Here is a 22,841-nt window from a genome sequence, read left to right as displayed (position 1 = left end):
AATTTAGTTCTTCACAGTATCTTCGAGGAAGAAACGACCAAGCGGGTTCTGATAGAAGTTCTCAATGTTCTTGCCGGTGACATTGATATAAGGGCTGTAATAGAGATCGATCCAGTTGACGTCGTCCTTCGCCATTTTCTGAAGATCGATATACATGGCCTCACGCTTCTTTGGATCAAGCTCCAGACGCGCTGCTGCAACGAGGTCCTTTACCTTCTCATTGTTATAGCGGGTCATATAATTCATATTGGTATCGTGCCCCAAAACGAATGTGGTCTTCTGGTCGGGGTCCAGAACGTCATTGGTCCAGTACATGACGGAGATATCGTAATCACCAGCAATCAACATATCCCAGCTCTGGCTGGGGTCGACTTTCTGGAGGTTGACGGTAACACCTGCCTTCTGAAGCTGTTGTTGTAGAAGAACTGCGATCTGTTCGTCCGTTTCGTTGCCAGCATTGACGATATAATTGAGCGACAAGCCCGATGCGCCAGCATCGGCCAGCATCTGCTTGGCTTTTTCCGGATCATACGGACGCTTGAGATTGTCCGCGTAATGATACAGAGCGCCCTTCGGTATGTAGGAATTTGCAACCTGACCAATCCCGAATGTCACGGTATCGACAATCGACTGCTTGTCGATCGCCATGTCCAGCGCCTGACGGACTTCCTTCTTCGCGAGTGCACCATGCTCATGATTGATCAGAAGATGATCTTCGCGTGTGGAGGTATCTTCGAGAACCTTCAAATTCGGGTCTTTTTTCAGCTCTGCCACGCGCGAGAACGGTACAAAAATCGCGGCATCCAGCTGACCGGCCTGTACGTTGAGCATACGCGTATTATCGTCAGGAACAGAGATCCACTCGACCCCGTCAAGCTTGACACGATCCGCCTCCCAGAAATTCGGATTCTTTTTCAGAATGACACGATCACCACGACGCCATTCGTCCACCACAAACGCACCTGACGCCACTGGCTTTTCTGCGTAGCCGTCCTCACCCAACTCCTCCAGTCCCTTCTTGGAAAGAACTGAAACATTGGGGAGTGCCAGGGTGGACAGGAATGGCGCGGAAGGCGTTTTCAGTTTAACGACCAGCGTATGCGGGTCAGCAGCTTCGGCAGTGTCCACGACCTTATAAGAGTCGCTCCAAAGCGAAGCTGGATTGTCGCGAATACGCAGAAGCGAAAAAGCGGCATCATCGGCTGTGATCGGCGATCCATCCGAGAATTTAGCATCGCGCAGCTTGAACGTATAGGTGAGACCGTCATCCGAAATCGTCCAGCTTTCAGCAAGACCAGGCTCGAGTTTCGTGCCTGTCTTATCGACCCGCACCAGCACATCATAAACGTTTGAGAACACCCAGTTGTCGATATTCTGTGCGGTCTTGATTGGATCGAAAGTAGAGGAATCCTCGCGTCGTCCGATTGTCAAAACACCCGCCGCTTCGGCAAGTGCTGCACCAAATGTCATGCTCGTCATGACAGTGACGAGGCCGATCTTCATCCATTTTTTAAGCATGTGTATTTCCCCTTATATTTTTGGTTAGTCACACATCGTTTTCGATGCGTGTTCAGGATGCTTCAGCAAGAATTCTCTCTTCAAACAGCGATTTCGTGGGATCAATATCGGGTATCGCGCTGATGAGCGCTGCCGTGTAGGCCTCTTTCGGGTGCGCAAAGACCTCGGCGCTTAATCCCTCTTCAACGATCTCGCCATGATACATAACGACCACGCGCTCACAGAGATTCCGCACGACGGCAAGATCATGGGCGATGAATAGCAATGTCAGCTGCATCTTGCTTTTGAGCTCGCGAAACAAATCAACGATCTGTGCCTGAATGGTGACGTCGAGTGCTGCGATACACTCGTCGGCGATGATCATTTTTGGCTCCACTGCCAAAGCACGCGCTATACCGGCGCGCTGGCATTGTCCGCCGCTCATGCTGCGTGGTTTGCGCGTGGCAAAGCTTTGATCAAGCCCAACAAGATCGAGCAGCTCGACAATACGCTGAGGTATATCCTTAACGTCAATCTTGCCCTGAACCCGCAGTACTTCTGCCAGTGTCTCACCTACCGTCATGCGAGGATTGAGCGAATTGAACGGGTCCTGAAATACCATGGCCGCATCACGACGTAATGCCGCCAGTGCTTCCTTACGATCAGGGCTGAGCGTCAATCCGTCAAATGTAATGCTGCCTTCGGCGATTGGTGTCAGGCCCAAGATCGCACGTGCAAGCGTGCTTTTTCCGCTGCCAGATTCCCCAACAATCCCGACCGTCTCACCAGCCCGAACTTCAAGACTGACACCCTTTAGCGCGCTCGTCGTCCGGGCCTTGAGAAATCCCCCAGCCACAGGGTAGCGAACATGCAGATCATTAACCTGCAACAGCGGCTGATCCCCTAACTGAGGCACGAGACGCAAGGAAGCCGTCTCAGGCAACGACGGATGGCTGGCTATGAGATTACGTGTGTAGGGATCGCGGGGATCACCGAGAACGTCGCTCTTCAACCCCTGTTCCAGCACCTTCCCGTTACGCATAACAGCAATACGATCACAAGTCTGCGCGACCACCCCAAGATCATGGGTGATGAGGATGATGGAAAGCCCGCGTTGATCGCGTATGTCCATCAAAAGCTGGAGTATCTGCGCCTGAATGGTGACATCGAGCGCAGTCGTCGGCTCATCGGCAATAAGAATTTCCGGATCGCATGAAAGGGCCACCGCAATCATCGCCCGTTGACGCATCCCACCAGAAAATTCGTGCGGATAACTGCCATATTGGTGCGCAGGGTCTGTAAAGCCGACCTGCGCCATGATTTCGATTGCTGCGGCCCGCGCGTCAGCCTTATTGAGCCCTTTATGAAAGCGTATGCCTTCCGCGATCTGGTCACCAACACTCATCACAGGATCAAGATGGCTGGTCGGGTTCTGGAAAATCATGCCGATCTTGCCACCACGCACGGCAAGCAATTCAGCTTCGCTTGCCTGAACCAGATCCTTGCCATCGAGCATGACCGAACCTGCGGTGATCTTTAAAATCGACGACGGTAAAAGCCTGACTATCGAACGACAAAGCAGACTTTTTCCCGATCCGCTTTCACCGACCAAGCCAAGAATTTCACCCTGGTTGAGCGTGAGAGAAACGTCATCGATCAGGCGCCGGGTTTCATCCGGCAAATCTGCATCAACCTGAAGATTACGAATGGAAAGAACTGGCTTCATCATTCGTGCACTCCCAGCGCTTCACCCAGTCCATCGCCGAGCATGCTAAAACCAAAAGCCAGAAACACGATAGAGAGTCCGGGAAACAAGGTGATCCACCAGGCCGTGGTCACAAACGGCTGGCCTTCCGCAACCATGACACCCCATTCTGCAACAGGTGGCTGCACACCAAGTCCAAGATAGCTGATTGCCGCACCGTTCAGCAGTACGAGAACGGCATCCGACATTACGAAAACCAGCGATCCGGCAATGGCATTCGGCAGAAGATGGCGGAACATGATACGGAAACGGCTGAAGCCAAGGCTTTCAGCAGCAACGGCATAGTCGGTGGATTTCAGAACCAGTATCTGCGCCCGAACAAGGCGGGCGTAAGAAACCCATCCAACCAGTGCCATGGCGATATAAAAGCTCTTAAGACCTGGCCCCAGAATGGCAATGATCGATAGCATCAGAACCAGAAATGGGAACGCCAGAATGATATCGATCAGGCGCATGAAGATCGTATCAACGATGCCACCAAAAAACCCGGCAACCGTGCCGACGACCGTTCCAATGGCGAAAGGGAATATGACACCGAAGACTGCGATCTGAAGATCGATACGTGCACCCCAGATAACGCGAGAGAGAATATCCCGCCCGAAATTATCAGTCCCGAACGGGTGCAACCATGACGGTGGCTGCAAACGAACGTCAGCATTTTGAACAACGGGATCAAAAGGGGCAATCAGCGGCGCACCAAAAGCCAGCAATACAAAGAACGCAAGAACACCGATCCCGATGGCGAGCGTCGTGCGTCGGCTTAGGAAACGGCGCCAGTTGATCAGGGTTATAGGGAGAAGGCGTGCACTCATAGCTTCACCCGTGGATCAAGCGCGACAGTGGCGATGTCGGCCATGAAATTGACCAGAACCGTTGCGCAGGCAAAGACCATGGCAACGCCCTGCACAACCATATAGTCGCGGGAGAAAATCGCACGCACCAGCAATTGCCCCATGCCCGGAAGAGCAAACACGCTCTCGACAACCACTGTGCTGCCGATCAGCCAGCCAATATTAACGGCCAGCAAATTAACAGTCGGCACCAGAGAGTTGGGTAAAACATGTCGCCAGAACACAATGTTTTCAGGCATCCCGCGGGCTCGCGCAGCTGTCGCAACATCCGAATTGAGTGACTGGATCATAGCCGCGCGCAGGCTGCGGGCAAGCACAGTTGAAAGTGAAAGTGCTATCGTGAGGCTCGGCAGCACCAGATGCGCGAGCTTCTCTTGCAGCGTGTTGCCATAGCCTGAAACCGGCAGCAGATCGAGCTTTACACTAAAGAGGATAATCAGCATCAAGGCGAGCCAGAAGGGCGGAAAGCCAATCCCGAATGTCGAGACCGTGCGGATCACATGATCGCTGATTTTACCGTTACGCCGCGCTGCAATCGCGGCCAAAGGGACGGCGATCAAGATCGAAAGAATGACACTGCAAATAACCAGCATCAAAGTCGGTTCGATGCGTGTCGCAATCAGCTTCAGGACGTCAATCTTATAGAGGATCGATTTTCCCATTTCGCCATTTGCAATGTTGCGCAGGAAATACAGATATTGAAGCCACATGGGTTCATCGAGGCCATATTGCGCACGGATATTGGCAATGGCTGCTGGTGTCGCGCGCGTGCCCAGAAGCACACGTGCCGGATCACCCGGAATGAGCCGGACCAGTACGAATGTGATGACACTGATCCCGAACAGAACCGGCAGCAACTGGAAGGGGCGGCGTAGTACAAACTGAAAGCGATGCATGGGCTGCGGAGTTTCTCCCTAATATTCTGATCTATCGAGAGGAACGATGTCGATTGAGAAAGCCGGTCAAGGCCGGATAATAATAGGACGGGTTTTCGTAAAATGGCATATGGCTGGCATTTGGCACCACATGCAGTTCGGCATTTTTCAAGGCAAGCTTCATGCGCAGAGCGCAGGCAGGCGTCAGCTCATCATGCTCCCCAACCGTGATCAGCACAGGAACTTCGATTTTTCCGAGATCAGGTACACGGTTCCAGTCTTTCAGGTTGCCCGTATAGAGAAACTCGTTCGGACCCTGCATCGTACCATATGGCCCCATGTTCCAGTCATCAAGCGAGCGTTTCACGGGTGCGGGCCAATCCGAAAGGCGGCAAACATGGCGATAATTGAGGATCGTGATCGCTGCCGCATATTCCGGGTGATCGAGCGTCCCCTGCGCCTCATGCTTCTGCATCATCGCAACGGTTTCTGGTCCCAGCGCGCTGCGCAGCCGCTCCAGTTCACTTACCAGATGCGGCATGTCCGCGACTGTATCTTCAAGAATGAGCGTCTTCAGATTTTGTGGATAGGTCAGTGCATAGTCAATTCCAAGCCAGCCGCCCCAGGAATGGCCAAGAAGATGCACTGTACCAAGACCCAGCGCCTGACGAACCGTTTCGGTTTCCTCGACATAGCGCGCGATTGTCCATAATGCGGGGTCAGTTGGTCGATCAGACGCACCGGTTCCAAGCTGATCGAAAGCCACCACGCGGTAACCTTCATCAACCAGACAAGAATGCGCATCTCTCAGATAGTCGCATGGCAAACCGGGCCCGCCATTGAGGCAGAGCACCACCTCATCGCCCGTTCCAAAACTATACGCCACGACCTTATGAATGCCCACAGACACTTCATACCGGTTGTCCGGTTTCATCTCACGCCACATCTGTTCCCCGATCACCGCATCGACCCGTTTCCCGCGTCGAATTGTCGGCATCATTTTTCTTTTGATTTTGGACCGAATAGCTAAACTACACCAGCTATAAGAAGTGATAGGATGTAATCTTGGGGTCAGGTTTCGGAGACCATGATGCGAGACGAGATTGAGACCTTCAGACAAAATTTTACTGCTCACCAGACGCTCGACGGGCGCATTGATGAGATATTTCAGGCTATGAAGCCTCTGGGCTTCGAGGCCCTCATCTACGATTACACCCCATCCGCTTTCGACATGAATGGCGACATGATGGGTCCATCGCTGATGAAACTGCGCAATATCAGCGATGACATGTTCGAATTCTGGGCAGAAAAGGGCTATTTCCGCATCGACCCCGTGCAGCGTCTTGCCTGCAGGGCATCAGTCCCATTCTTCTGGAATTATGATGAGGGAGCTGAATCGCTGCTGCAGGAATTCATGACGGAAGACACGGCACCCGTCGCAAACTATCTTCATGAGCGCGATATATCTGCAGGCGTCACCGTTCCCATTCATATGCCACATGGCGATTATGCAACCGTCACAGGCGTATTTTCCGGTCCACGATCCGACTTCAGACAGCGCGCTTTACGCTATGTGGCCGATTTCAATCTGATGGCACAGATTTTCCATCAAAGTGCATATGAGCTTTTTGACGAGCATATTCGCGGCATTGGCAAGGTGCATCTCACAGTTCGCGAGCGTGAATGTCTGCGTTATGCGGCAGAAGGCCTCTCAGCGAAAGAAATCTCACGCATCATCGACAGATCCGTTCCAACAGTGGTGATGCATCTTAACGCGGCAGCCAAAAAACTGGGTGCAAAAAACCGTACTCAGGCCGTTGTACGGGCGACGCGTGCGCGGCTGCTCGATGCCTGACCTATAAGTTATGATAGCTGCCGCAGCCAAAAAAGCGGCGCTATGGTTCTCCAAAAACAGACAAATGGAGGACCAAATTGGCTTTAATCAATCAGACGGAAGGCTTTGCCCCCTTCCGTGATTACCGGACGTGGTATCGCATTACCGGCTCACTCAATTCAGAAAAACTCCCGCTTGTTGTCGCTCATGGCGGCCCCGGCTGCACGCATGATTATGTAGATGCTTTCAAGGACATTGCAGCACTCGATGGTCGTGCAGTCATTCATTACGATCAGCTCGGCAACGGAAACTCCACACGTCTTCCAGATAAAGGCCCCGATTTCTGGACCGTGGATTTGTTTCTGGAAGAGCTGGATAATCTTCTGACACATCTCGGCATTCAGGATCGCTATGCCTATCTGGGACAATCATGGGGCGGAATACTGGGCGCGGAACATGCCGTGCAAAGACCGACTGGCCTTAAAGCATTGGTCATCGCCAACTCACCTGCCAATATGCGGACATGGGTCGCGGAGGCCAACCGCTTGCGGCTCGAACTTCCTTCAGATGTACAACAGACTTTGTTGAAACACGAAGAAGCAGGCACGCTGACCGATCCGGAATATATCGCCGCCTCAAGGGTATTCTACGACCGGCATGTCTGCCGCGTGAGCCCTTGGCCAACGGAAGTCGCGCGAACCTTTGCCATCATGGACGAAGACAATACCGTCTATCGCAACATGAATGGCCCGACCGAATTTCACGTGATTGGCACGATGAAGGACTGGACGATTGAAGACCGCCTCAACCACATTCAAGCACCAACACTTGTCATCTCCGGTCGTTATGACGAGGCTACCCCTTTAGTGGTCAAACCTTACGTCGATAATGTTCCGGGTAGTGAATGGGTGCTTTTCGAGGAATCGAGCCACATGCCACATGTGGAAGAACGCGATCTCTGTATGAAGACAGTTTCGACGTTTCTGAACAAGATCGAGAATGCTTAATTCAAACAGGTCGCCAGACCAAATATCCGGCGACCTGCTGCATATCTAGAGCATTTCCTGTTTTGATTGAATTATTGGAAATGCTCTATCTATTTGTTTTTAAGCATGTCTTTATCCCGAAACCGGTTCCCACTTTCGGGAGACATGCTTTAGATCGAAGCCTTTTCCATTTCCGGCAACACGGTGAAGAGATCCCCGACGAGCCCATAATCGGCAACCTGGAAGATCGGAGCTTCCTCGTCCTTGTTGATCGCAACAATCACGCGGCTGTCTTTCATGCCTGCAAGATGCTGGATCGCACCCGAGATGCCGACTGCGATGTAAAGATCCGGTGCAACCACCTTGCCCGTCTGGCCAACCTGCCAGTCATTGGGCGCATAGCCCGCATCAACCGCCGCACGGCTGGCACCAACCGCAGCACCAAGCTTGTCGGCAACAGGCAAGATCACTTCCTGGAACTTTTCCGACGAACCAAGCGCACGTCCGCCCGAGATGATGATCTTGGCCGAAGTCAGTTCCGGACGATCACCACCCGAAAGCGCGTTTTCAACGAAGCTCGACAGCGCAGGATCAGCAGCCGCGTTCACGCTTTCAACCGAAGCCGAGCCGCCTTCACCGGTGGCCTGGAACGAAGCGGTACGAACCGTGATGACCTTCTTGGCATCGGTCGATTGCACAGTCTGGATCGCATTGCCCGCATAGATCGGACGCTTGAACGTATCAGCGGACACCACTTCCATGATTTCCGACAACTGCATCACATCGAGAAGTGCTGCCACACGCGGCAGCACATTCTTGGCCGACGTGGTGGCTGGTGCAATGATCGTGTCGTAGTTTCCTGCGAGTTCAACGATGGCTGCAGCCAGTGGCTCAGCCAAACGATTTTCCAACGCATCGCTTTCAGCCAGCAGAACCTTGCGCACGCCAGAAAGCTTTGCAGCCGCATCAGCCGCAGCCTTTGCACCCTTGCCTGCAACCAGAATATCAACATCACCACCGATCTGAGCGGCGGCTGTCAGTGCCTTTGCGGTCTGATCGGAAAGGCTTGCATTGTCATGTTCGGCAATAAGAAGAATAGCCATGTGTTTGTCCCTTCCGATTTCTTACAATACGCCGTCGGCCTTGAGCTTCTCGACCAGTTCGGAGACCGAACCGACCTTCACGCCAGCCTTGCGGCCACCCGGCTCTTCGGTCTTCAGGACCTTGAGACGCGGCGCAATATCAGCACCGAAATCGGCAGGCGACTTTTCATCAAGCGGCTTCTTCTTCGCCTTCATGATGTTTGGCAGCGATGCATAGCGCGGCTGGTTCAAACGAAGATCAACCGTGACAATGGCAGGAAGCTTCACATCAATGGTCTGAAGACCGCCATCGACTTCACGCGTTACCTTGGCAGAACCGTCACCCAGTTCCACCTTCGAGGCAAACGTTGCCTGGCTCCAGTTGAGCAATGCCGACAACATCTGGCCGGTCTGGTTGGCATCGTCGTCGATCGCCTGCTTGCCGAGGAAAACGAGATCCGGCTGTTCAGCCTCGACCACGCCCTTCAACACCTTGGCAACGCCAAGCGGCTCAACGGTGTCATCGGTCTTCACGAGGATCGCGCGATCAGCACCCATGGCAAGGGCTGTGCGCAACGTTTCCTGCGCCTGTGCCGGACCGACCGAAACCGCGATGATTTCCGTGACCTTGCCAGCTTCCTTCAGACGGATTGCTTCTTCAACCGCAATCTCGTCAAAAGGGTTCATCGACATCTTCACGTTCGCAAGCTCAACGCCCGAACCATCTCCCTTAACACGGATCTTTACGTTGTAATCTACAACCCGCTTTACTGCGACAACTGCCTTCATGAGGCCAACCTTTCATTCAAATAGAAACGCTGTTTTGCGTCATCTGCATGCTAAACGCGGGCACGCTTGGCTTCCGGATCGTAAGGCGACTCTTCAATCACGCGGGCCTTGCGCATTTCACCCAGAACCGGGATTTCAAGCTCCGTTCCCGGCACAACCAGCTCAACAGGCAGCAGCGCCAGCGCGATATCGTGTTTGAAAGTGTAGGAATAACTGCCCGATGTAACACGGCCGACGAGCTTACCGTTATGATACACGCCCTCGCAAGTCAGCGTGCTGGCACCATCGGTTTCGATAGCAAGTGTAACGGAACGCTGTTTGATACCGAGCTCCTTTTCTGCAAGCAGGGCTTGTTTACCGATGAAGTCGCCCTTGTCGAGACGGATAAAGCGTTCAAGACCGCTTTCCCAAGCACTTAGCTCAGGATTCATGTCGCGATACATCGCACGGTAGGATTTATCGAGACGCAGCGACTCCAGTGCATGCAGACCGATGAGGCGCAAGCCATGCTCTTTGCCTGCATTGAGCAATGCTTCCAGCAAATGCCGCTGATATGCGAGTGGATGATAGAGTTCCCAACCAAGTTCGCCTTCGTAATTAACGCGCAGCAGACGCACGTCACTGGCAAGCCCGACCGTTCCCGACTTAATGCCAAACCATGGAAATGCCTCGTTGGACAGATCAATCTCTGTCAACGACTGCAGAACCTCGCGCGCCTTCGGGCCGACGATGGTGAAGCAGCCACGATCATTGGTAACGTTTCGCAATCTCACGCTACCGTCCTTAGGCAGAAGCTTTGACAGATCATCGAAATTCCAGCGTTCGGCACGCGGTGTAGAAATCATATAAAAGTTGTCATCATCCATGCGGGCAACGACATATTCGGCCTGCACTCCGCCCGTTTTCGTCAGATGATGGGTGAGATTAACGCGGCCCACTTTCGGCAATCGATTGGCAAGAATACCATCAAGCCACGCTTCTGCACCTGGACCACTGACTTCAAACTTGGTCATCGGCGTCATTTCGACAAGGCCGACCGCATTGCGCACGGCTTCAACTTCCTCGCCAACATATTTGCCCTTTTCAGTCCAACGCCAGCTATACTGATCTTTGGCTTCCACACCCTTTGGTGCAAACCAGTTCGGCATTTCCCAGCCATTGAGGCAGCCCCAAACGGCACCTAACTCCGTCAAACGATCATAAGACGGCGCTGTTTTCTGGGGGCGCGCTGCAGGCATATCCTGACCCGGATAGTGCTGGTCCGCATGAGTGCCCCATGCTTCTCGCACCTTTTCGCGGGTCCAGTTCTTGTTGGCATAATCACCGAAGCGGCGCGGATCGAGTTCGCTCGTGTCGATACTGTTGCACCCTTCAACGATGCGCTCAGAGAGATAATAGCCAATTGCACCGCCCCACAAAATGCCGCCTGGAACCCCCTCCGCGAGCCAGACATTGTCGAGCCCCCACGCAGGACCGACCAGCGGCAGTTCGTCGGCTGTCATCTGAAATGGTCCGCGAACATTGGCTTTGATGCCAACCCGACCAAGTGTGGGCACGAGTTCCATTGCTCGTTCCCAATTCCACGAAACGGAGTCAAAATCCTCCTCCAGAAGATCGGCACCGAACCACTCAGGCACACCATTTTCAGCAAACAACTTCAGATGTTCGGTCTTTTCATAAGGTCCGAACATCAGGCCATCGCCTTCTTCGCGCAGATAGCCTTCAAAACCTTCATCACGCAGGATCGGCATTTCCGGCAAGCCCTGACGCTTGCGCTCAATCACTTCCGGCACGGCATCGGTAATCCAGTACTGGTGGACAATCGGAATTGCGGGAATATCAAGCCCAAGCATCGCGCCGGTCTGACGAGCATAGTTACCGGTGGCCGAAATAATGTGCTCGCAGATGATATCGCCATTATTGGTTTTCACCTTCCACTCGCCGCTCGGCAGACGCTCGAAGCCATTCACCTGCGTGTTGAGGTAAATCTTTGCACCATTGTCGCGTGCACCTTTGGCAAGCGCCATGGTTACGTCAGCCGGCGCGATATGGCCGTCGTCAGGATGATAGAGCGCGCCAAGCATATCAGGATTGTTTTCAAGCAGAGGCCATAACTCACGCGCACGGGCCGGAGAAACAAGTTCTGCCCGGATGCCCTGCACCTCGGCGACACTCATATAGCTCTTATATTCGTCGAGACGATCACGCGTATTGGCGATGCGCAGCTGCCCGCATTTGTGCCAGCCGACATGTTGTCCTGTCTCTGCTTCCAGCCCTTCATAAATCTCGATAGACTTGTTGATCATGCGCCCGATATTGATGTTGCGCGCGTAAGAAGGGATCAGGCCCGCGGCGTGCCATGTCGAACCGGCAGTAAGCTGGGTACGTTCCAACAGAACAACGTCTGACCAACCTCTTTTTGCCAGACCATACAGAATTGAGGCGCCAACGCACCCTCCCCCGATGACCACCGCGCGTGCATGAGTTTGCATTCCAAGTTCCCTTCCATGTCATATTTTGTGGGGACGACCGGCGATCAGACGAAGCAACCAGACGGTCCCATTTGGCATTACATTACAGAGGGTTCTCGACGCTGTGAGCTTGATAAAAAATCCGCTTAGGTATAACTTCAGATTATGCATAGACTCCGCTCGCTGATCCCCTCTGCCAACTATCTTTTCGTGTTCGAGGCGGCCGCTCGCCGCCTGAGATTCACGGCGGCTGCAGAAGAGCTGAACGTTAGTCAGCCTGCGGTGAGCAAGACGATCAAATTACTAGAGGAAGCGACCGGCCTGAAGCTTTTCAGGCGGGATCGCAGTCGTCTGGAGCTGACGGCTGAAGGACAAAGGCTTTATCGCGAAACGCAGGAAGCATTCGATCATCTACACATGGTCATTTCATCCATGCGCAAAAAGCACTCACGCGATATTATTCGCGTGTCGTTCTCATCGTCTTTTGTGCAGCTTTGGCTGTTGCCGCGCCTGAAAAGCTTCAAGGAGAAGCATCCCGATGTCGCCCTTCGCATCGAGGAAAGCAGCCGCGACGATCAGGATATGCTGGAAGAAGACATCGACGTTTCGGCCCGGCTCGGGAATGGCAAGTGGTCCGGCATTCATTCATGGCCTTTTGTGACTGAAGAAGTGTGGCTTGTCTGCAGCCCGTCCTATCTGGAAGAGCACGGGACAATCAAATCCCCGCAGGATCTTCTCAACCATACATTATTGCATTTTGAGGAAAGGCATCGGTCCCGGCTTGGCTGGCGCGAATGGCTGGAACGCAGCGGCGTGCCAAATCCGCGCATTGAACAGGACTTTGTCTTCACCGACGCGCTTAGTTCGATTGAAGCTGCGGTCTTTGGACAGGGGATCGCACTTGGCTGGAAGCATCTTGTACGCGATCACATCGCGGCAGGTCGCCTCGTTCCTGCAATCGACATTTACAATCGATCTGGCGATATCATTCATCTCGTCATGCCAGCCCAGCGCCCACCAAAACGAGGCGCTGAACTGTTTCGCGACTGGTTGCTGGAACAAGGCGCAGATGCCGAATTCGGCATTTAAAGCACGTTCTGAAACCGCATCTATTGTGCAAACACAACGGTTTTATGCCCATTCAGCATGACGCGATTTTCCGCGTGCATCTTTACCGCGCGCGCCAGAACCCGGCTCTCGATATCGCGACCTGTCGCCACAAAATCCTCAGCACTCATGGAATGCGTCACGCGCTCGGTTTCCTGTTCAATAATCGGACCTTCGTCAAGGTCCGGCGTTACATAATGCGCGGTCGCACCGATCAGTTTCACGCCCCTTTCGAATGCCTGATGATACGGCTTGGCGCCCTTGAAAGATGGCAGAAACGAGTGATGAATATTGATGATTTTGCCGAACAGGCGGTTTGAAAGGTTATCTGAAAGCACCTGCATATAGCGGGCGAGCACGACCAGATCAGCCTGAGTTTCCCGCACGAGATCAAGCAACCGCGCCTCTTGCTCAGCCTTGTTATCTTTATTCACGACCCAATAATGATATGGAATTTGAGCGCTCTCGGCGGTCTCACGACTACCTTCGTGATTAGACACCACGGCGACAATTTCGGCATTCAGCCAGCCAACCCGAATCTGATAAAGAAGATGCAACATGGCATGATCGAACTTCGACACCATAAGCAGGATCTTCGGCTTGCGGTTGGCGTCAGCAACCGTGAATTTCATACCAAACCGTTCGCCAGCCGGCTTTAATGCATGTTCTATGGCTTCGCGTGACATGCCGAGTGGAGCACTGAAAGCGATACGCATGAAAAAGCGATTGGTGAGCTTATCGCGAAACTGATTGCTTTCCACGATATTACCACCAACAGCCGCAAGTTCTGTGGTGATTGCCGCCACGATACCGGGCTTGTCATCACAATCCAGCGTCAGAACAAAAAGTGTTGGATCGATGCTGGCCACGGGCTGCACCTTGACTGGCATGTCATTCATGATCGTTCTTTCTGAAATTTCACTATTCTTTGGTGGATTTGCCGAAAGCGTAGTCACCGACCTTGGGCACGAATTTCGAAGGCATATAACCGTGCGGCTTATCGCCAACTGAAATACCCGTATTGAGGATGCCCGCCTGATAGTCCGGGACAAAAAGCGAGTATGGATAAGTCGGTTGGATGGCACTCGCCTCATCCAGCTTTTTGCGCAGTTCGTCGGGAATCGTAAACGCAAGCGCACCGAGATTATCATCAAGCTGGGTAAGCTTGCTTGCGCCGATGATGGCAGCACCAATGCCCGGCTGAGTGACAACCCAATTGAGCGCGACCTGCGCCATTGACTTATCCATAGTGTCGGACACTTCCGAAAGTGCTGCCACGATGCGCATGTTGCGCTCCGTGAAGAGCCCCAATCCCTCAGCATTATCGCGATTGAGCCGCCCCTCACCGCCCGCACGGTATTTGCCAGACAGAAGCCCCATGGCCAACGGGCTCCAGGCAGTGATACCCATTTCGAGATTTTGCCCAAGTGGCACAAATTCCTGTTCGATGCTGCGTTCGACCAGCGAATACGGCAGTTGCAGGCTGATCGGTTGCGACAATGCATGGGCTTCCGCCCATGTTTGTGCCCGCGCCGCATACCATGACGGCACATCGGACAGGCCGCAGTAGCGGATTTTCCCAGCACGTATCAGATCATCAAAACCGCGCATCACTTCTTCAACAGGGGTCATGCCGTCCCATGTGTGCACCATATAAAGATCGATGTAATCGGTCTTCAGACGGTTCAGCGACTGCTCGACAGCACGCATCATGTTCTTGCGGCCATTGCCACCCGCATTGGCATTGCCGGGCTGCAGATTGTTCGAATATTTGGTCGCAATCACTACCCGATCACGGCTTGCAGTTTCCGTGACAAACTTGCCGACCAGAGTTTCACTGAGACCTGCGCCATAGGAGTCTGCCGTGTCGATAAAATTGCCGCCCATCTCCAGATAAAGATTGAAGATGGTGCGGGCATTGTCTTCATCTGTGCCCCACGAACCGCCGATCCCTCTGACGCCCCCATTGCCAAACGTCATCGTGCCAAGCGCTAGGCGACTGACACGCAGACCGGATCGTCCGAGGAGGAAATAGTGATCAAGCGACATCGGGGAACTCCTCATTATCAAGCGGATTACATGAAGCCTTGATAAGGACGACAGGCAACAGTCTGCTGGACATAATTGATCATTGAGATGAAATCGAAAACCGGCCGACCCGTCACCTTCTGCACGGCATGGGCATAGGGTGGCAGATCGCTGCACTCGAGCAAAATCGAGCGCACTTCCGGATTCTCGCGAACCAGCTTTTTGGCAACTTCGCAAACTTCCCGTTCGATGGCTGCGGTATCAAGCGTTCCTTTTTCCTCAAGGATCGCTTCGCGAAACTCTACCTGATCTTCCATTCCTGCCAACACAATCGGAACCGTGTCTGGAATGCCGCTTGCAGCGAAATGGCGCGGGGTCAGGCGCTCTGCATTGGCAGTGATAACGCCCACCGTACCGCGCGCCACAGCATGCATAAACGGTATCTGCATCAGGCTCGACAGAAAGACCGGAATATCGACCGCTTCCGCAACCTCTTCCTGAAAATACGCCATAAAGCCACAGGCACCCGTGATGGCTTTGACGCCCCGCCCCTGCAACTCAAGTGCCGCTTCCACGAAAGCATCACGCAACGCCGGATCGCGCTGGTTCAGCAGTAGATCAATGGAAGCGCCGCGCACTTCCTGATAACGCACCGGGTATTTATATGTAGTCGCATTGCCGACATTGCCAGGCACACAAGGGTAGGCGGCATCCAGAATGAGAATGCCGACCTGTTCCCCATACCACGACTGGCTGTTTCGGCTGACCGCATAAACAGTCATCGTTGCAGTCTCCGATATGAATTTGGTTGAGGTGGATGCAGCGGCAATCCGCTGCATCAAGTCGTAATCTTATCGACTATTCGATAAGCTTTGGAGCGCCGGTGTCCCCAATGCTTTCATCAAGACCATAAGATTTCAGGATTTTGGAAATCGTGCCGTCCTTGTGCATTTCTTCGATATTCGCATCGAGCGCAGCACCAAAATCCGTTGCACTTTTGGCGTAAGGTAAGCTTGCCTGTGCCGCTTCCTTAGTGGCTCGAATGCGATCATCAGGCTGCGCAATCTCAACCTTGATGTCTTTCAAGTTGCCATTCTTGGCAGCATAAGCGCCTGTCGAATATCCATCGATACCAACATCGATACGACCGGATGCGAGATCCTGATGCATGTTCACCGAATTCGGATAAAGACGAAGATTGGCACCGAGCAGTTTCTTGGCATCTGTCACCCAGAGATAACCCTGAACGGTGCCTACATTCTTGCCAACCAGTTCCTCGACGGTCTTGATGCCATCCTTGGAATAAAGGCCCATCTGATCCTTATAAAGCGGATAAGAAAGGTTCATCACCTTGGCGCGTTCAGCCGTGCGATACCAGTCACCGGTAGTGATATCGGCTTGGCCCGACAGGACATACTGAATAGCTGCAGCCGGATCGACCGCAACAGGCTTCAGCGTCAGACATTCGCGTTTGGCGAATTCTGTCGCTATATCGCCATCCAGCCCACTCATTTTGCCGCTTTCATCCATAAATGAATGCGGTGCATAGGTGGTGACGGCAATCGTCAATGTTCCCGGCGTAATGGTTTTGAACTCATGCTTCGGCTTGCAATCCTGTGCTAAGGCTGTTGCCGACAGCCCCATCAGAATGGCGACCCCAATAATACCCTTGCGAATGATCCCGTTATTCATGTGCGACTCCCCTTTTGTTATTGTGAATTATCGCGCGGCATAAGCGGATGACCGCTTCTCCACGTAAGATACGATCCATGCCGCCGGAACGCAGATCGTGGCATAGAGCAGCCCCGCCAGCATCAGCGCGGGCATATAGCGAAAGGTGTTAGCCCCGATTTCATAAGCATTGCTCACGAGTTCCGGCAGCGCGATGGTGAAACAGAGCGAGGTGCTCTGAAAAATCAGGATGGCAAAGCCCAACAGTGCTGGCAGCGCCACTCGCAGGGCCTGCGGCAACAAAACGAAGCGCAACTCATCAAGCGTACTGAACCCCATCGCTTCAGCTGCTTCCCGCTGACCATGATGGATCGATTGCAGGCTGGCGCGGATGATTTCACTCGTATAGGCACCGGTATTCCAGGCTAGTGCAACTATTGCTGCCGCAAAAGACGTCATTGTCAGTCCCGTTGAGGGCAGACCGAAATACATGAACTGCAGAAGAACCAGTGCGGGCGCGCCACGGCCAATTTCAACCAGAAACAGGCTTACATAGCGTGCTGCACGGGATTTGGCACCCACACCGAGTGCCAGACCGAGCCCAAGCGGAATACCGATTGCGAGGCTTAAGGCCGCAACTTGCAGGCTGATTTTAAGTCCGCCAAGAAGCGCCGGCATCCATTCATAAAATTCATCCAGGGTGGGAAACATCAGCGTGCCACCTTTGCTCTCAAATAGCTGTCCACAGAACGCGACAACCACGCAACCGGCAGGCTCAGGAAAATATAGAACAGGCCAACCAGCGCGAAAACTTCAATACCCTTGAAGGTAAGCTGCGATACCTGATTGCCACGGAATGCCAGATCAGCAACGCCGATGGTCGATGCGACAGCCGTTTCCTTCATAAGCCCGATCAGATAGCTCGCAGCCGAAGGCAGCGCGACACGAAACGCTTGCGGAGCAACAACGTCAATCAGTGTAAATCTGGTTCCCAGATTTAGAGCCGTCGCCGCCTCCCACTGACCATGATGGAGTGACGCCAGTGCCCCACGATAGATCTCAGCCATATTGGCTGATGCAATCAGGCCGAGGCCGATCAATGCTGCGACAAACGGATTGATGGGCATGATACCCATACCGATGCCGAAGAAGATGATGAAAAGCCAAAGAATGGGCGGAAGTGCACGCACGATCTGAATGAGGAAAGCCGCAATCCAGCGTATGGGAGCAAAATCGGCTCTGCGTGCTGCCAGTAATGGAACGCCGAGAATACAGCCAATGCCAAACGAACCCAGCGTCAGAGCAAGTGTCCATGGCAAGCCACTCAGGATGAGAAGAACATTGTCTGCTGTCATCTGTCATGCACCGCACGAAGAAACCGCTTCGTACGCTCCTCTTGCGGATTACGCATGATTTCCTTCGACGCGCCTTTTTCGATGATCTTGCCATCAGCCATGATCATGACAGTATCCGAAACATTTTCGGCAAAGCCCATTTCATGCGTGACAACCAGCATGGTCATGCCGCTTTCAGCCAATTCGCGCATCACGGCCAAGACTTCGAGGCCGAGTTCAGGATCGAGTGCGGAAGTTGGCTCATCGAACAGCATCACCTGCGGATCGAGCGCCAGCGAGCGCGCAATCGCGATACGCTGTTGCTGACCGCCAGAACAACGCCCCGGAAATTGCGTTGCTTTATCGGCAAGACCTACGCGCTCCAGGAGTTGAAGCGCCCTTTCCTCAGCCTCGGCACGGCTGCGTCCCAAAACGCGCTCCTGCGGCAAGCTGACATTGCGCAGAACGCTCATATGCGGAAATAAATTAAACGACTGGAACACCATACCAACCGTGTTGCGCAACTCTTTCAACTGCGCCTTACGCGGCTGTTGCGTGGCATCAAGCTTCACCTTGCCCACCGTAATCAAGCCGCCGTCTGGCTGCTCGAGATAATTGATACAGCGCAGCAGCGTACTTTTGCCTGAACCACTCGGTCCGATAATTGCGAGAACCTCGCCCTGCGCGACATCCAGATCGATATTTTCGAGAACGCGATGTGCACCGAAATGCTTGCTAAGCCCTTCCAGGCGAATAAGTTTTGGTGCGAGAGCGGTTGCATTCGCCTTGTCAGACACCAGTGTCGGTCGCATTGCGTTCAACAAGCAAACTCCCCATTTTGATCGTTCATCACGATTGTTCCACCATTCCGCGACGTGCAGATTTCAATTTCCTGCAGCGGTGCTGAAGTATTTATCGTTCTAACGGCTGTTTTATTTTTTTGCCGTCAGCGTTCCCTTGGTTAGTCACGATAGTTCCGACCCAACAGATTACAAATGCAAAAAATATCCCCGCAGTCATAACCTGAAGTAATACCGCCTAACATCAGGCTATAGCGCCTTGCCAAGTCGCAATCCGTCATAGATGGCAGCATGTGTGTTGCGCGCAGAAACCGCGTCACCAATCCGGTAGAGCTCAAAGACACTTTCCTCGTTTCCAACCAGTTTCTGGGGTCTTCCATCTATAAGCGCATCATAGTCGACGGCACCCATATTTCGGGAAAGAGGTTTAAGCTCAAAATACAGATCATCCATCGGTCGTGTGCCGTCATTGACGATGATCTGGTCAAATTCGCGCTCAATACCGACACCGCCGTAATCACTGCCAATCTGTGCCATCAGCCGGTTGTTATCGCGGCGAATTGCGTGCAGACGATAGGCCACCGTGAAAGTCACATCCTTCTTTTGCAGGCTGCGCATATAGGGCACGAGATTCATGCCCATCACCTCAGGCGCAAAGGTGCGATCAGCAGTCATGATCTCCACTTTCCCACCGGACGTCGCGACGAACTCTGCCGCTTGTAATCCGGCATGATCACCAGCTTCATCGAAAACCAGCACATTTGCACCCGGCCGCACATCGCCTGAGATTATGTCCCAGGCTGAAACGGCTAACTCGTTACCCTCACGCAGGACTTGCACATCAGGCATGCCACCTGTGGCGATAACTGCCACATCAGGCGCCTCGCCAAGCACGACATCGGCTTCCGCCCATGTATTGAAGTGGAACTCGACGCCAAGTTTTTCGCATTGTGCCATGCGCCAGTCGATAAGGCCCATCATTTCACGGCGACGCGGGCTTTGAGCGGTCAATCGCACCTGTCCGCCGGGATGATTTGCGGCCTCAAATACCGTAACCCTGTGACCACGCTCCGCACTCACGCGAGCAACTTCCAAACCCGCTGGCCCAGCACCAACAACGACGATACGTCGGCTTTGATCTGCTTTCTGCACCACATGCGGCATGGTCAGTTCACGTCCCGTCGAGGGATTATGAATGCAATAGGCAGAACCACCCTGATAGATACGATCAAGACAGTAATTGGCACCCACACAGGGGCGAATTTCCTCTTCCCGCTTTTCGATAATCTTGCGCACGATATGCGGGTCGGTCATATGCGCCCGCGTCATACCCACCATATCGAGCTTGCCGGACGCAATTGCGTGACGCGCTGTCGCCACATCCTGAATTTTCGCCGCATGAAAGGTCGCCATGCCTGTGCTCGCGCGAACTTCGCCAGCAAAATCAAGATGCGGTGCACTGGGCATACCCTGAATGGGAATAACATCCGTCAATCCGGCATCGGTTTCGATATGCCCGCGAATGACGTTGAGAAAATCGACGAGACCGCTCTCCTTGAGTTTGCGCGAGATTTCAAGACCATCCGATTTCGTCAGTCCACCTTCCAGCACTTCATCAGCAACATAGCGAATACCGATCAGAAAATCGGGGCCGACACGTTCGCGCATGGCACCCAATACCTGCAACGAAAAGCGCATACGATTGTCGAGCGAGCCGCCATATTCGCCTTCTAGTTCATTGGTTCGTGGCGACCAGAACTGATCCAGCAAATGGCCATAGGCTTCGAGTTCCAATCCATCCAGACCTGCCGCCTTCATCCGTTCTGCGGCATCGGCATAATTGCCGATAATGCGCTCAATGTCCCATTCCTCTGCCTTCTTGGGATAGGCACGATGCGCTGGCTCGTGCTTACCCGTAGAGGAGAGCGAAGGCAGCCAATCCCCTTTATCCCAACGCGTGCGACGACCAAGATGGGTAAGTTGGATCATGACTGCTGCGCCATGCTCATGACACTCGTCAGCGAGATCGCGCAGCCACGGCACAACCTCATCCTTGTAAGCAAGCACGTTGTTAAAAGCCGGTGGACTATCCCTTGAAACGGCTGCCGAACCCGCTGTCATCGTCAAAGCAATGCCAGCTTTGGCACGCTCCACATGATAGGCGCGATAACGTTCCTTCGGCATACCATCTTCGGCATAGGCCGGTTCATGAGAGGTAAGCATGATGCGATTGCGAAGCGTCAGATGCTTGATCTGAAGCGGCTGCAGCAGCGGATCGACTGACATATCGAGAGTTCCCATTTTATGATTTTTTATGAGCTAAGTATAAATGTACACAACTGTCAATTTAATAATCATTGATGTACATTACGCTTGCCAAACCAATGCTGTCTGGTAAGAATTCAACAATGGAACAAGCCACAACGAGTGATGCAGGCTGGCGCGGCTCGCCGGATTTATGGCTTCAGGCAGCCTATGACGCACTGATTGAAAAGGGCGTGGATGCCGTTCGCATTCTACCGCTTGCAAAGACCCTCGATATTTCACGCACCAGTTTTTACTGGTTCTTCAAAGATCGCGAAGAGTTGCTGGATGCACTCATCGCACGCTGGCGTGACAAGAACACCGGCGCTCTTTTACGGCAGACGGACGCCTATGCAGAAACCATCGAAGAAGCTGTTTTGAATGTCTTCGACTGCTGGCTAGATCGCGATTTATTCGATCCAGCCTTCGAATTCGCCATTAGAAGCTGGGCGCTTCAATCCGTACAGGTCGAAGAAGAAGTGCGTGCAGCCGATGCCTCGCGGCTGGAAGGTCTGGCCCGCATGTTTGAGCGTTTCGGGTTTGATAAAGCTATCTCAGATGTCCGCGCCCGCACAATCTATCTCGTGCAGATCGGCTATATTTCCATGCGGACACAGGAAGAAACTGAGGTGCGTCTCGCACGCATTCCACATTATGTGGAAGCCTTCACCGGCAAAGCACCGCAGCAAAGAGAGCTTGATCGGTTTCTATCGAGGCATACGGCGAATAAATACTGATAATGTTGGGCTGTCAGATAACTGCTTTCAGCTCTATAACTGTCATCAGTTTTTAGCTGATGCCGCCATCGCCTGCAAAATGATAACCGCTGATGCCGCACCCGGATCCATGTGACCGAGCGAGCGTTCACGAAGGCGCGCAGCGCGTCCCTTGGTTGCAATCATAGAGCGGGTCGTATTGGCGCCAGCCGTGGCAGCTGAAACAACCTTGTCCCAGAATTCAGCAGAACTTCTATTTTCGGCGACTGCCGCTTGAGCAGCTTCGGCGGCAGGCAGCCATGCGTCAAGCATCGTCTTGTCGCCACGTTGACCATGACCACGCTCACGGATGCCTACCCCGATAGCGTCAATAATGACTGCACAAGTGGCAAGGTCGAGATCATTGCGGCCTGTCGTTGCCTGCGCTGCACGACGAAAACCTGTGGCATAAAGCGGACCCGTCGATGCGCCCACCGCATTGATGAAGGCAGTTGCTGCCGTATTGAGAACTATCGAAATGTCAGCTTCATCCAGATTGAGCTTGGACAACTCACTCCGCACTGTCTGAAAGCCCAGGGCCATTGTCGTTCCGTGGTCGCCGTCGCCGATTGCGCCGTCAAGTTCGGACAGCCGATCACGATCAGCTTCTATGGCTGCAGAAACAGCATCAAACATATGGGCAAGACGACGAGCAGCAGTTTCCGACATGGATTATCTCCTCAAACCTTACA

21 protein-coding genes are annotated in these 22,841 nt (G+C 53.3%); 4 read left to right on the top strand and 17 right to left on the bottom strand.

What is annotated here, in order from left to right:
* Positions 1-3 precede the first annotated feature (3 nt).
* From C9380_RS19985 to C9380_RS19965, 5 genes are read right to left on the bottom strand one after another with little or no spacing between them, the layout of a single operon-like run.
* Complete coding sequence (locus C9380_RS19985; RefSeq protein WP_128094400.1) at positions 4-1,518, bottom strand: ABC transporter substrate-binding protein; 1,515 nt, start codon at positions 1,516-1,518, stop codon at positions 4-6.
* 52 nt (positions 1,519-1,570) lie between these two features.
* Positions 1,571-3,226: a dipeptide ABC transporter ATP-binding protein gene (locus C9380_RS19980; RefSeq protein ID WP_128094399.1), complete on the bottom strand. Its 1,656-nt coding sequence runs from the start codon at positions 3,224-3,226 to the stop codon at positions 1,571-1,573.
* Positions 3,223-4,074: an ABC transporter permease gene (locus C9380_RS19975; RefSeq protein ID WP_024898057.1), complete on the bottom strand. Its 852-nt coding sequence runs from the start codon at positions 4,072-4,074 to the stop codon at positions 3,223-3,225. Before C9380_RS19975 ends, C9380_RS19980 begins: the two co-directional genes overlap by 4 nt.
* Positions 4,071-5,009 carry an ABC transporter permease gene (locus C9380_RS19970; RefSeq protein WP_024898058.1) on the bottom strand — a complete coding sequence of 313 codons (939 nt, stop codon included), beginning with the start codon at positions 5,007-5,009 and terminating at the stop codon, positions 4,071-4,073. The genes C9380_RS19975 and C9380_RS19970 overlap by 4 nt, the downstream gene beginning before the upstream one ends.
* Positions 5,010-5,040: 31 nt before the next feature.
* Positions 5,041-5,934, bottom strand: a complete 894-nt coding sequence (locus C9380_RS19965; protein ID WP_128094483.1) for a proline iminopeptidase-family hydrolase — start codon at positions 5,932-5,934, stop codon at positions 5,041-5,043.
* A gap of 144 nt (positions 5,935-6,078) precedes the next feature.
* On the opposite strand from C9380_RS19965, the gene C9380_RS19960 reads away from it, so the two are divergent.
* Both C9380_RS19960 and C9380_RS19955 read left to right on the top strand, forming a co-directional pair.
* Positions 6,079-6,843 carry a LuxR family transcriptional regulator gene (locus C9380_RS19960; RefSeq protein WP_128094398.1) on the top strand — a complete coding sequence of 255 codons (765 nt, stop codon included), beginning with the start codon at positions 6,079-6,081 and terminating at the stop codon, positions 6,841-6,843.
* A gap of 77 nt (positions 6,844-6,920) precedes the next feature.
* Positions 6,921-7,829: a proline iminopeptidase-family hydrolase gene (locus tag C9380_RS19955; protein WP_128094397.1), complete on the top strand. Its 909-nt coding sequence runs from the start codon at positions 6,921-6,923 to the stop codon at positions 7,827-7,829.
* A gap of 149 nt (positions 7,830-7,978) precedes the next feature.
* Here C9380_RS19955 and C9380_RS19950 read toward each other — a convergent pair whose 3' ends face one another.
* Genes C9380_RS19950 through C9380_RS19940 form a run of 3 tightly spaced genes read right to left on the bottom strand, consistent with a single transcriptional unit; the run spans position 7,979 to position 12,171 of the window.
* The gene (locus tag C9380_RS19950) at positions 7,979-8,911 is read right to left on the bottom strand and encodes an electron transfer flavoprotein subunit alpha/FixB family protein (protein WP_128094396.1); all 933 of its coding nucleotides are present in this window, start codon (positions 8,909-8,911) and stop codon (positions 7,979-7,981) included.
* A gap of 21 nt (positions 8,912-8,932) precedes the next feature.
* Positions 8,933-9,679 (bottom strand): electron transfer flavoprotein subunit beta/FixA family protein, encoded by a 747-nt coding sequence (locus tag C9380_RS19945; RefSeq protein WP_128094395.1) that lies wholly within the window; start codon positions 9,677-9,679, stop codon positions 8,933-8,935.
* A 50-nt stretch (positions 9,680-9,729) separates the two neighbouring features.
* Positions 9,730-12,171 carry a GcvT family protein gene (locus tag C9380_RS19940; protein WP_128094394.1) on the bottom strand — a complete coding sequence of 814 codons (2,442 nt, stop codon included), beginning with the start codon at positions 12,169-12,171 and terminating at the stop codon, positions 9,730-9,732.
* 144 nt (positions 12,172-12,315) lie between these two features.
* Here C9380_RS19940 and C9380_RS19935 point away from each other — a divergent pair, with 144 nt between their 5' ends.
* The gene (locus tag C9380_RS19935; RefSeq protein WP_128094393.1) at positions 12,316-13,239 is read left to right on the top strand and encodes a LysR substrate-binding domain-containing protein; all 924 of its coding nucleotides are present in this window, start codon (positions 12,316-12,318) and stop codon (positions 13,237-13,239) included.
* A gap of 20 nt (positions 13,240-13,259) precedes the next feature.
* On the opposite strand, the gene purU is transcribed toward C9380_RS19935, so the two are convergent.
* From purU to C9380_RS19895, 8 genes are all read right to left on the bottom strand, one after another.
* Positions 13,260-14,156 carry a formyltetrahydrofolate deformylase gene (gene purU, locus C9380_RS19930; RefSeq protein WP_128094392.1) on the bottom strand — a complete coding sequence of 299 codons (897 nt, stop codon included), beginning with the start codon at positions 14,154-14,156 and terminating at the stop codon, positions 13,260-13,262.
* A 22-nt stretch (positions 14,157-14,178) separates the two neighbouring features.
* Positions 14,179-15,306: an aldo/keto reductase gene (locus tag C9380_RS19925; protein WP_128094391.1), complete on the bottom strand. Its 1,128-nt coding sequence runs from the start codon at positions 15,304-15,306 to the stop codon at positions 14,179-14,181.
* Positions 15,307-15,332: 26 nt separating this feature from the next.
* Entirely contained in the window at positions 15,333-16,067 is a 735-nt protein-coding gene (locus C9380_RS19920; RefSeq protein WP_128094390.1) for an aspartate/glutamate racemase family protein, read from the bottom strand.
* A gap of 76 nt (positions 16,068-16,143) precedes the next feature.
* Positions 16,144-16,977 carry a substrate-binding periplasmic protein gene (locus tag C9380_RS19915; protein ID WP_024898668.1) on the bottom strand — a complete coding sequence of 278 codons (834 nt, stop codon included), beginning with the start codon at positions 16,975-16,977 and terminating at the stop codon, positions 16,144-16,146.
* 27 nt (positions 16,978-17,004) lie between these two features.
* Positions 17,005-17,667, bottom strand: coding sequence for an amino acid ABC transporter permease (locus C9380_RS19910; protein WP_128094389.1), 663 nt, complete (start codon positions 17,665-17,667; stop codon positions 17,005-17,007).
* Positions 17,667-18,311 (bottom strand): amino acid ABC transporter permease, encoded by a 645-nt coding sequence (locus tag C9380_RS19905; RefSeq protein WP_128094388.1) that lies wholly within the window; start codon positions 18,309-18,311, stop codon positions 17,667-17,669. The genes C9380_RS19910 and C9380_RS19905 overlap by 1 nt, the downstream gene beginning before the upstream one ends.
* Positions 18,308-19,102 (bottom strand): amino acid ABC transporter ATP-binding protein, encoded by a 795-nt coding sequence (locus tag C9380_RS19900; protein ID WP_051514795.1) that lies wholly within the window; start codon positions 19,100-19,102, stop codon positions 18,308-18,310. The genes C9380_RS19905 and C9380_RS19900 overlap by 4 nt, the downstream gene beginning before the upstream one ends.
* Positions 19,103-19,339: 237 nt before the next feature.
* Complete coding sequence (locus C9380_RS19895) at positions 19,340-21,376, bottom strand: NADH:flavin oxidoreductase (RefSeq protein WP_128094387.1); 2,037 nt, start codon at positions 21,374-21,376, stop codon at positions 19,340-19,342.
* Between the two features lie 122 nt (positions 21,377-21,498).
* On the opposite strand from C9380_RS19895, the gene C9380_RS19890 reads away from it, so the two are divergent.
* Positions 21,499-22,131 (top strand): TetR/AcrR family transcriptional regulator, encoded by a 633-nt coding sequence (locus tag C9380_RS19890; RefSeq protein ID WP_128094386.1) that lies wholly within the window; start codon positions 21,499-21,501, stop codon positions 22,129-22,131.
* A 45-nt stretch (positions 22,132-22,176) separates the two neighbouring features.
* Here the strand turns inward: C9380_RS19890 and dhaL are convergent, their stop codons facing one another.
* Positions 22,177-22,818 carry a dihydroxyacetone kinase subunit DhaL gene (gene dhaL / locus C9380_RS19885; RefSeq protein WP_105708050.1) on the bottom strand — a complete coding sequence of 214 codons (642 nt, stop codon included), beginning with the start codon at positions 22,816-22,818 and terminating at the stop codon, positions 22,177-22,179.
* Positions 22,819-22,841 lie beyond the last annotated feature (23 nt).

Origin of the sequence: Brucella pituitosa (assembly GCF_003049685.1) — a bacterium.
Lineage (GTDB): Bacteria > Pseudomonadota > Alphaproteobacteria > Rhizobiales > Rhizobiaceae > Brucella > Brucella pituitosa.
The sequence above is the reverse complement of the archived record's forward strand: the minus strand, read 5'-3'. Positions and strand labels throughout refer to the sequence as shown.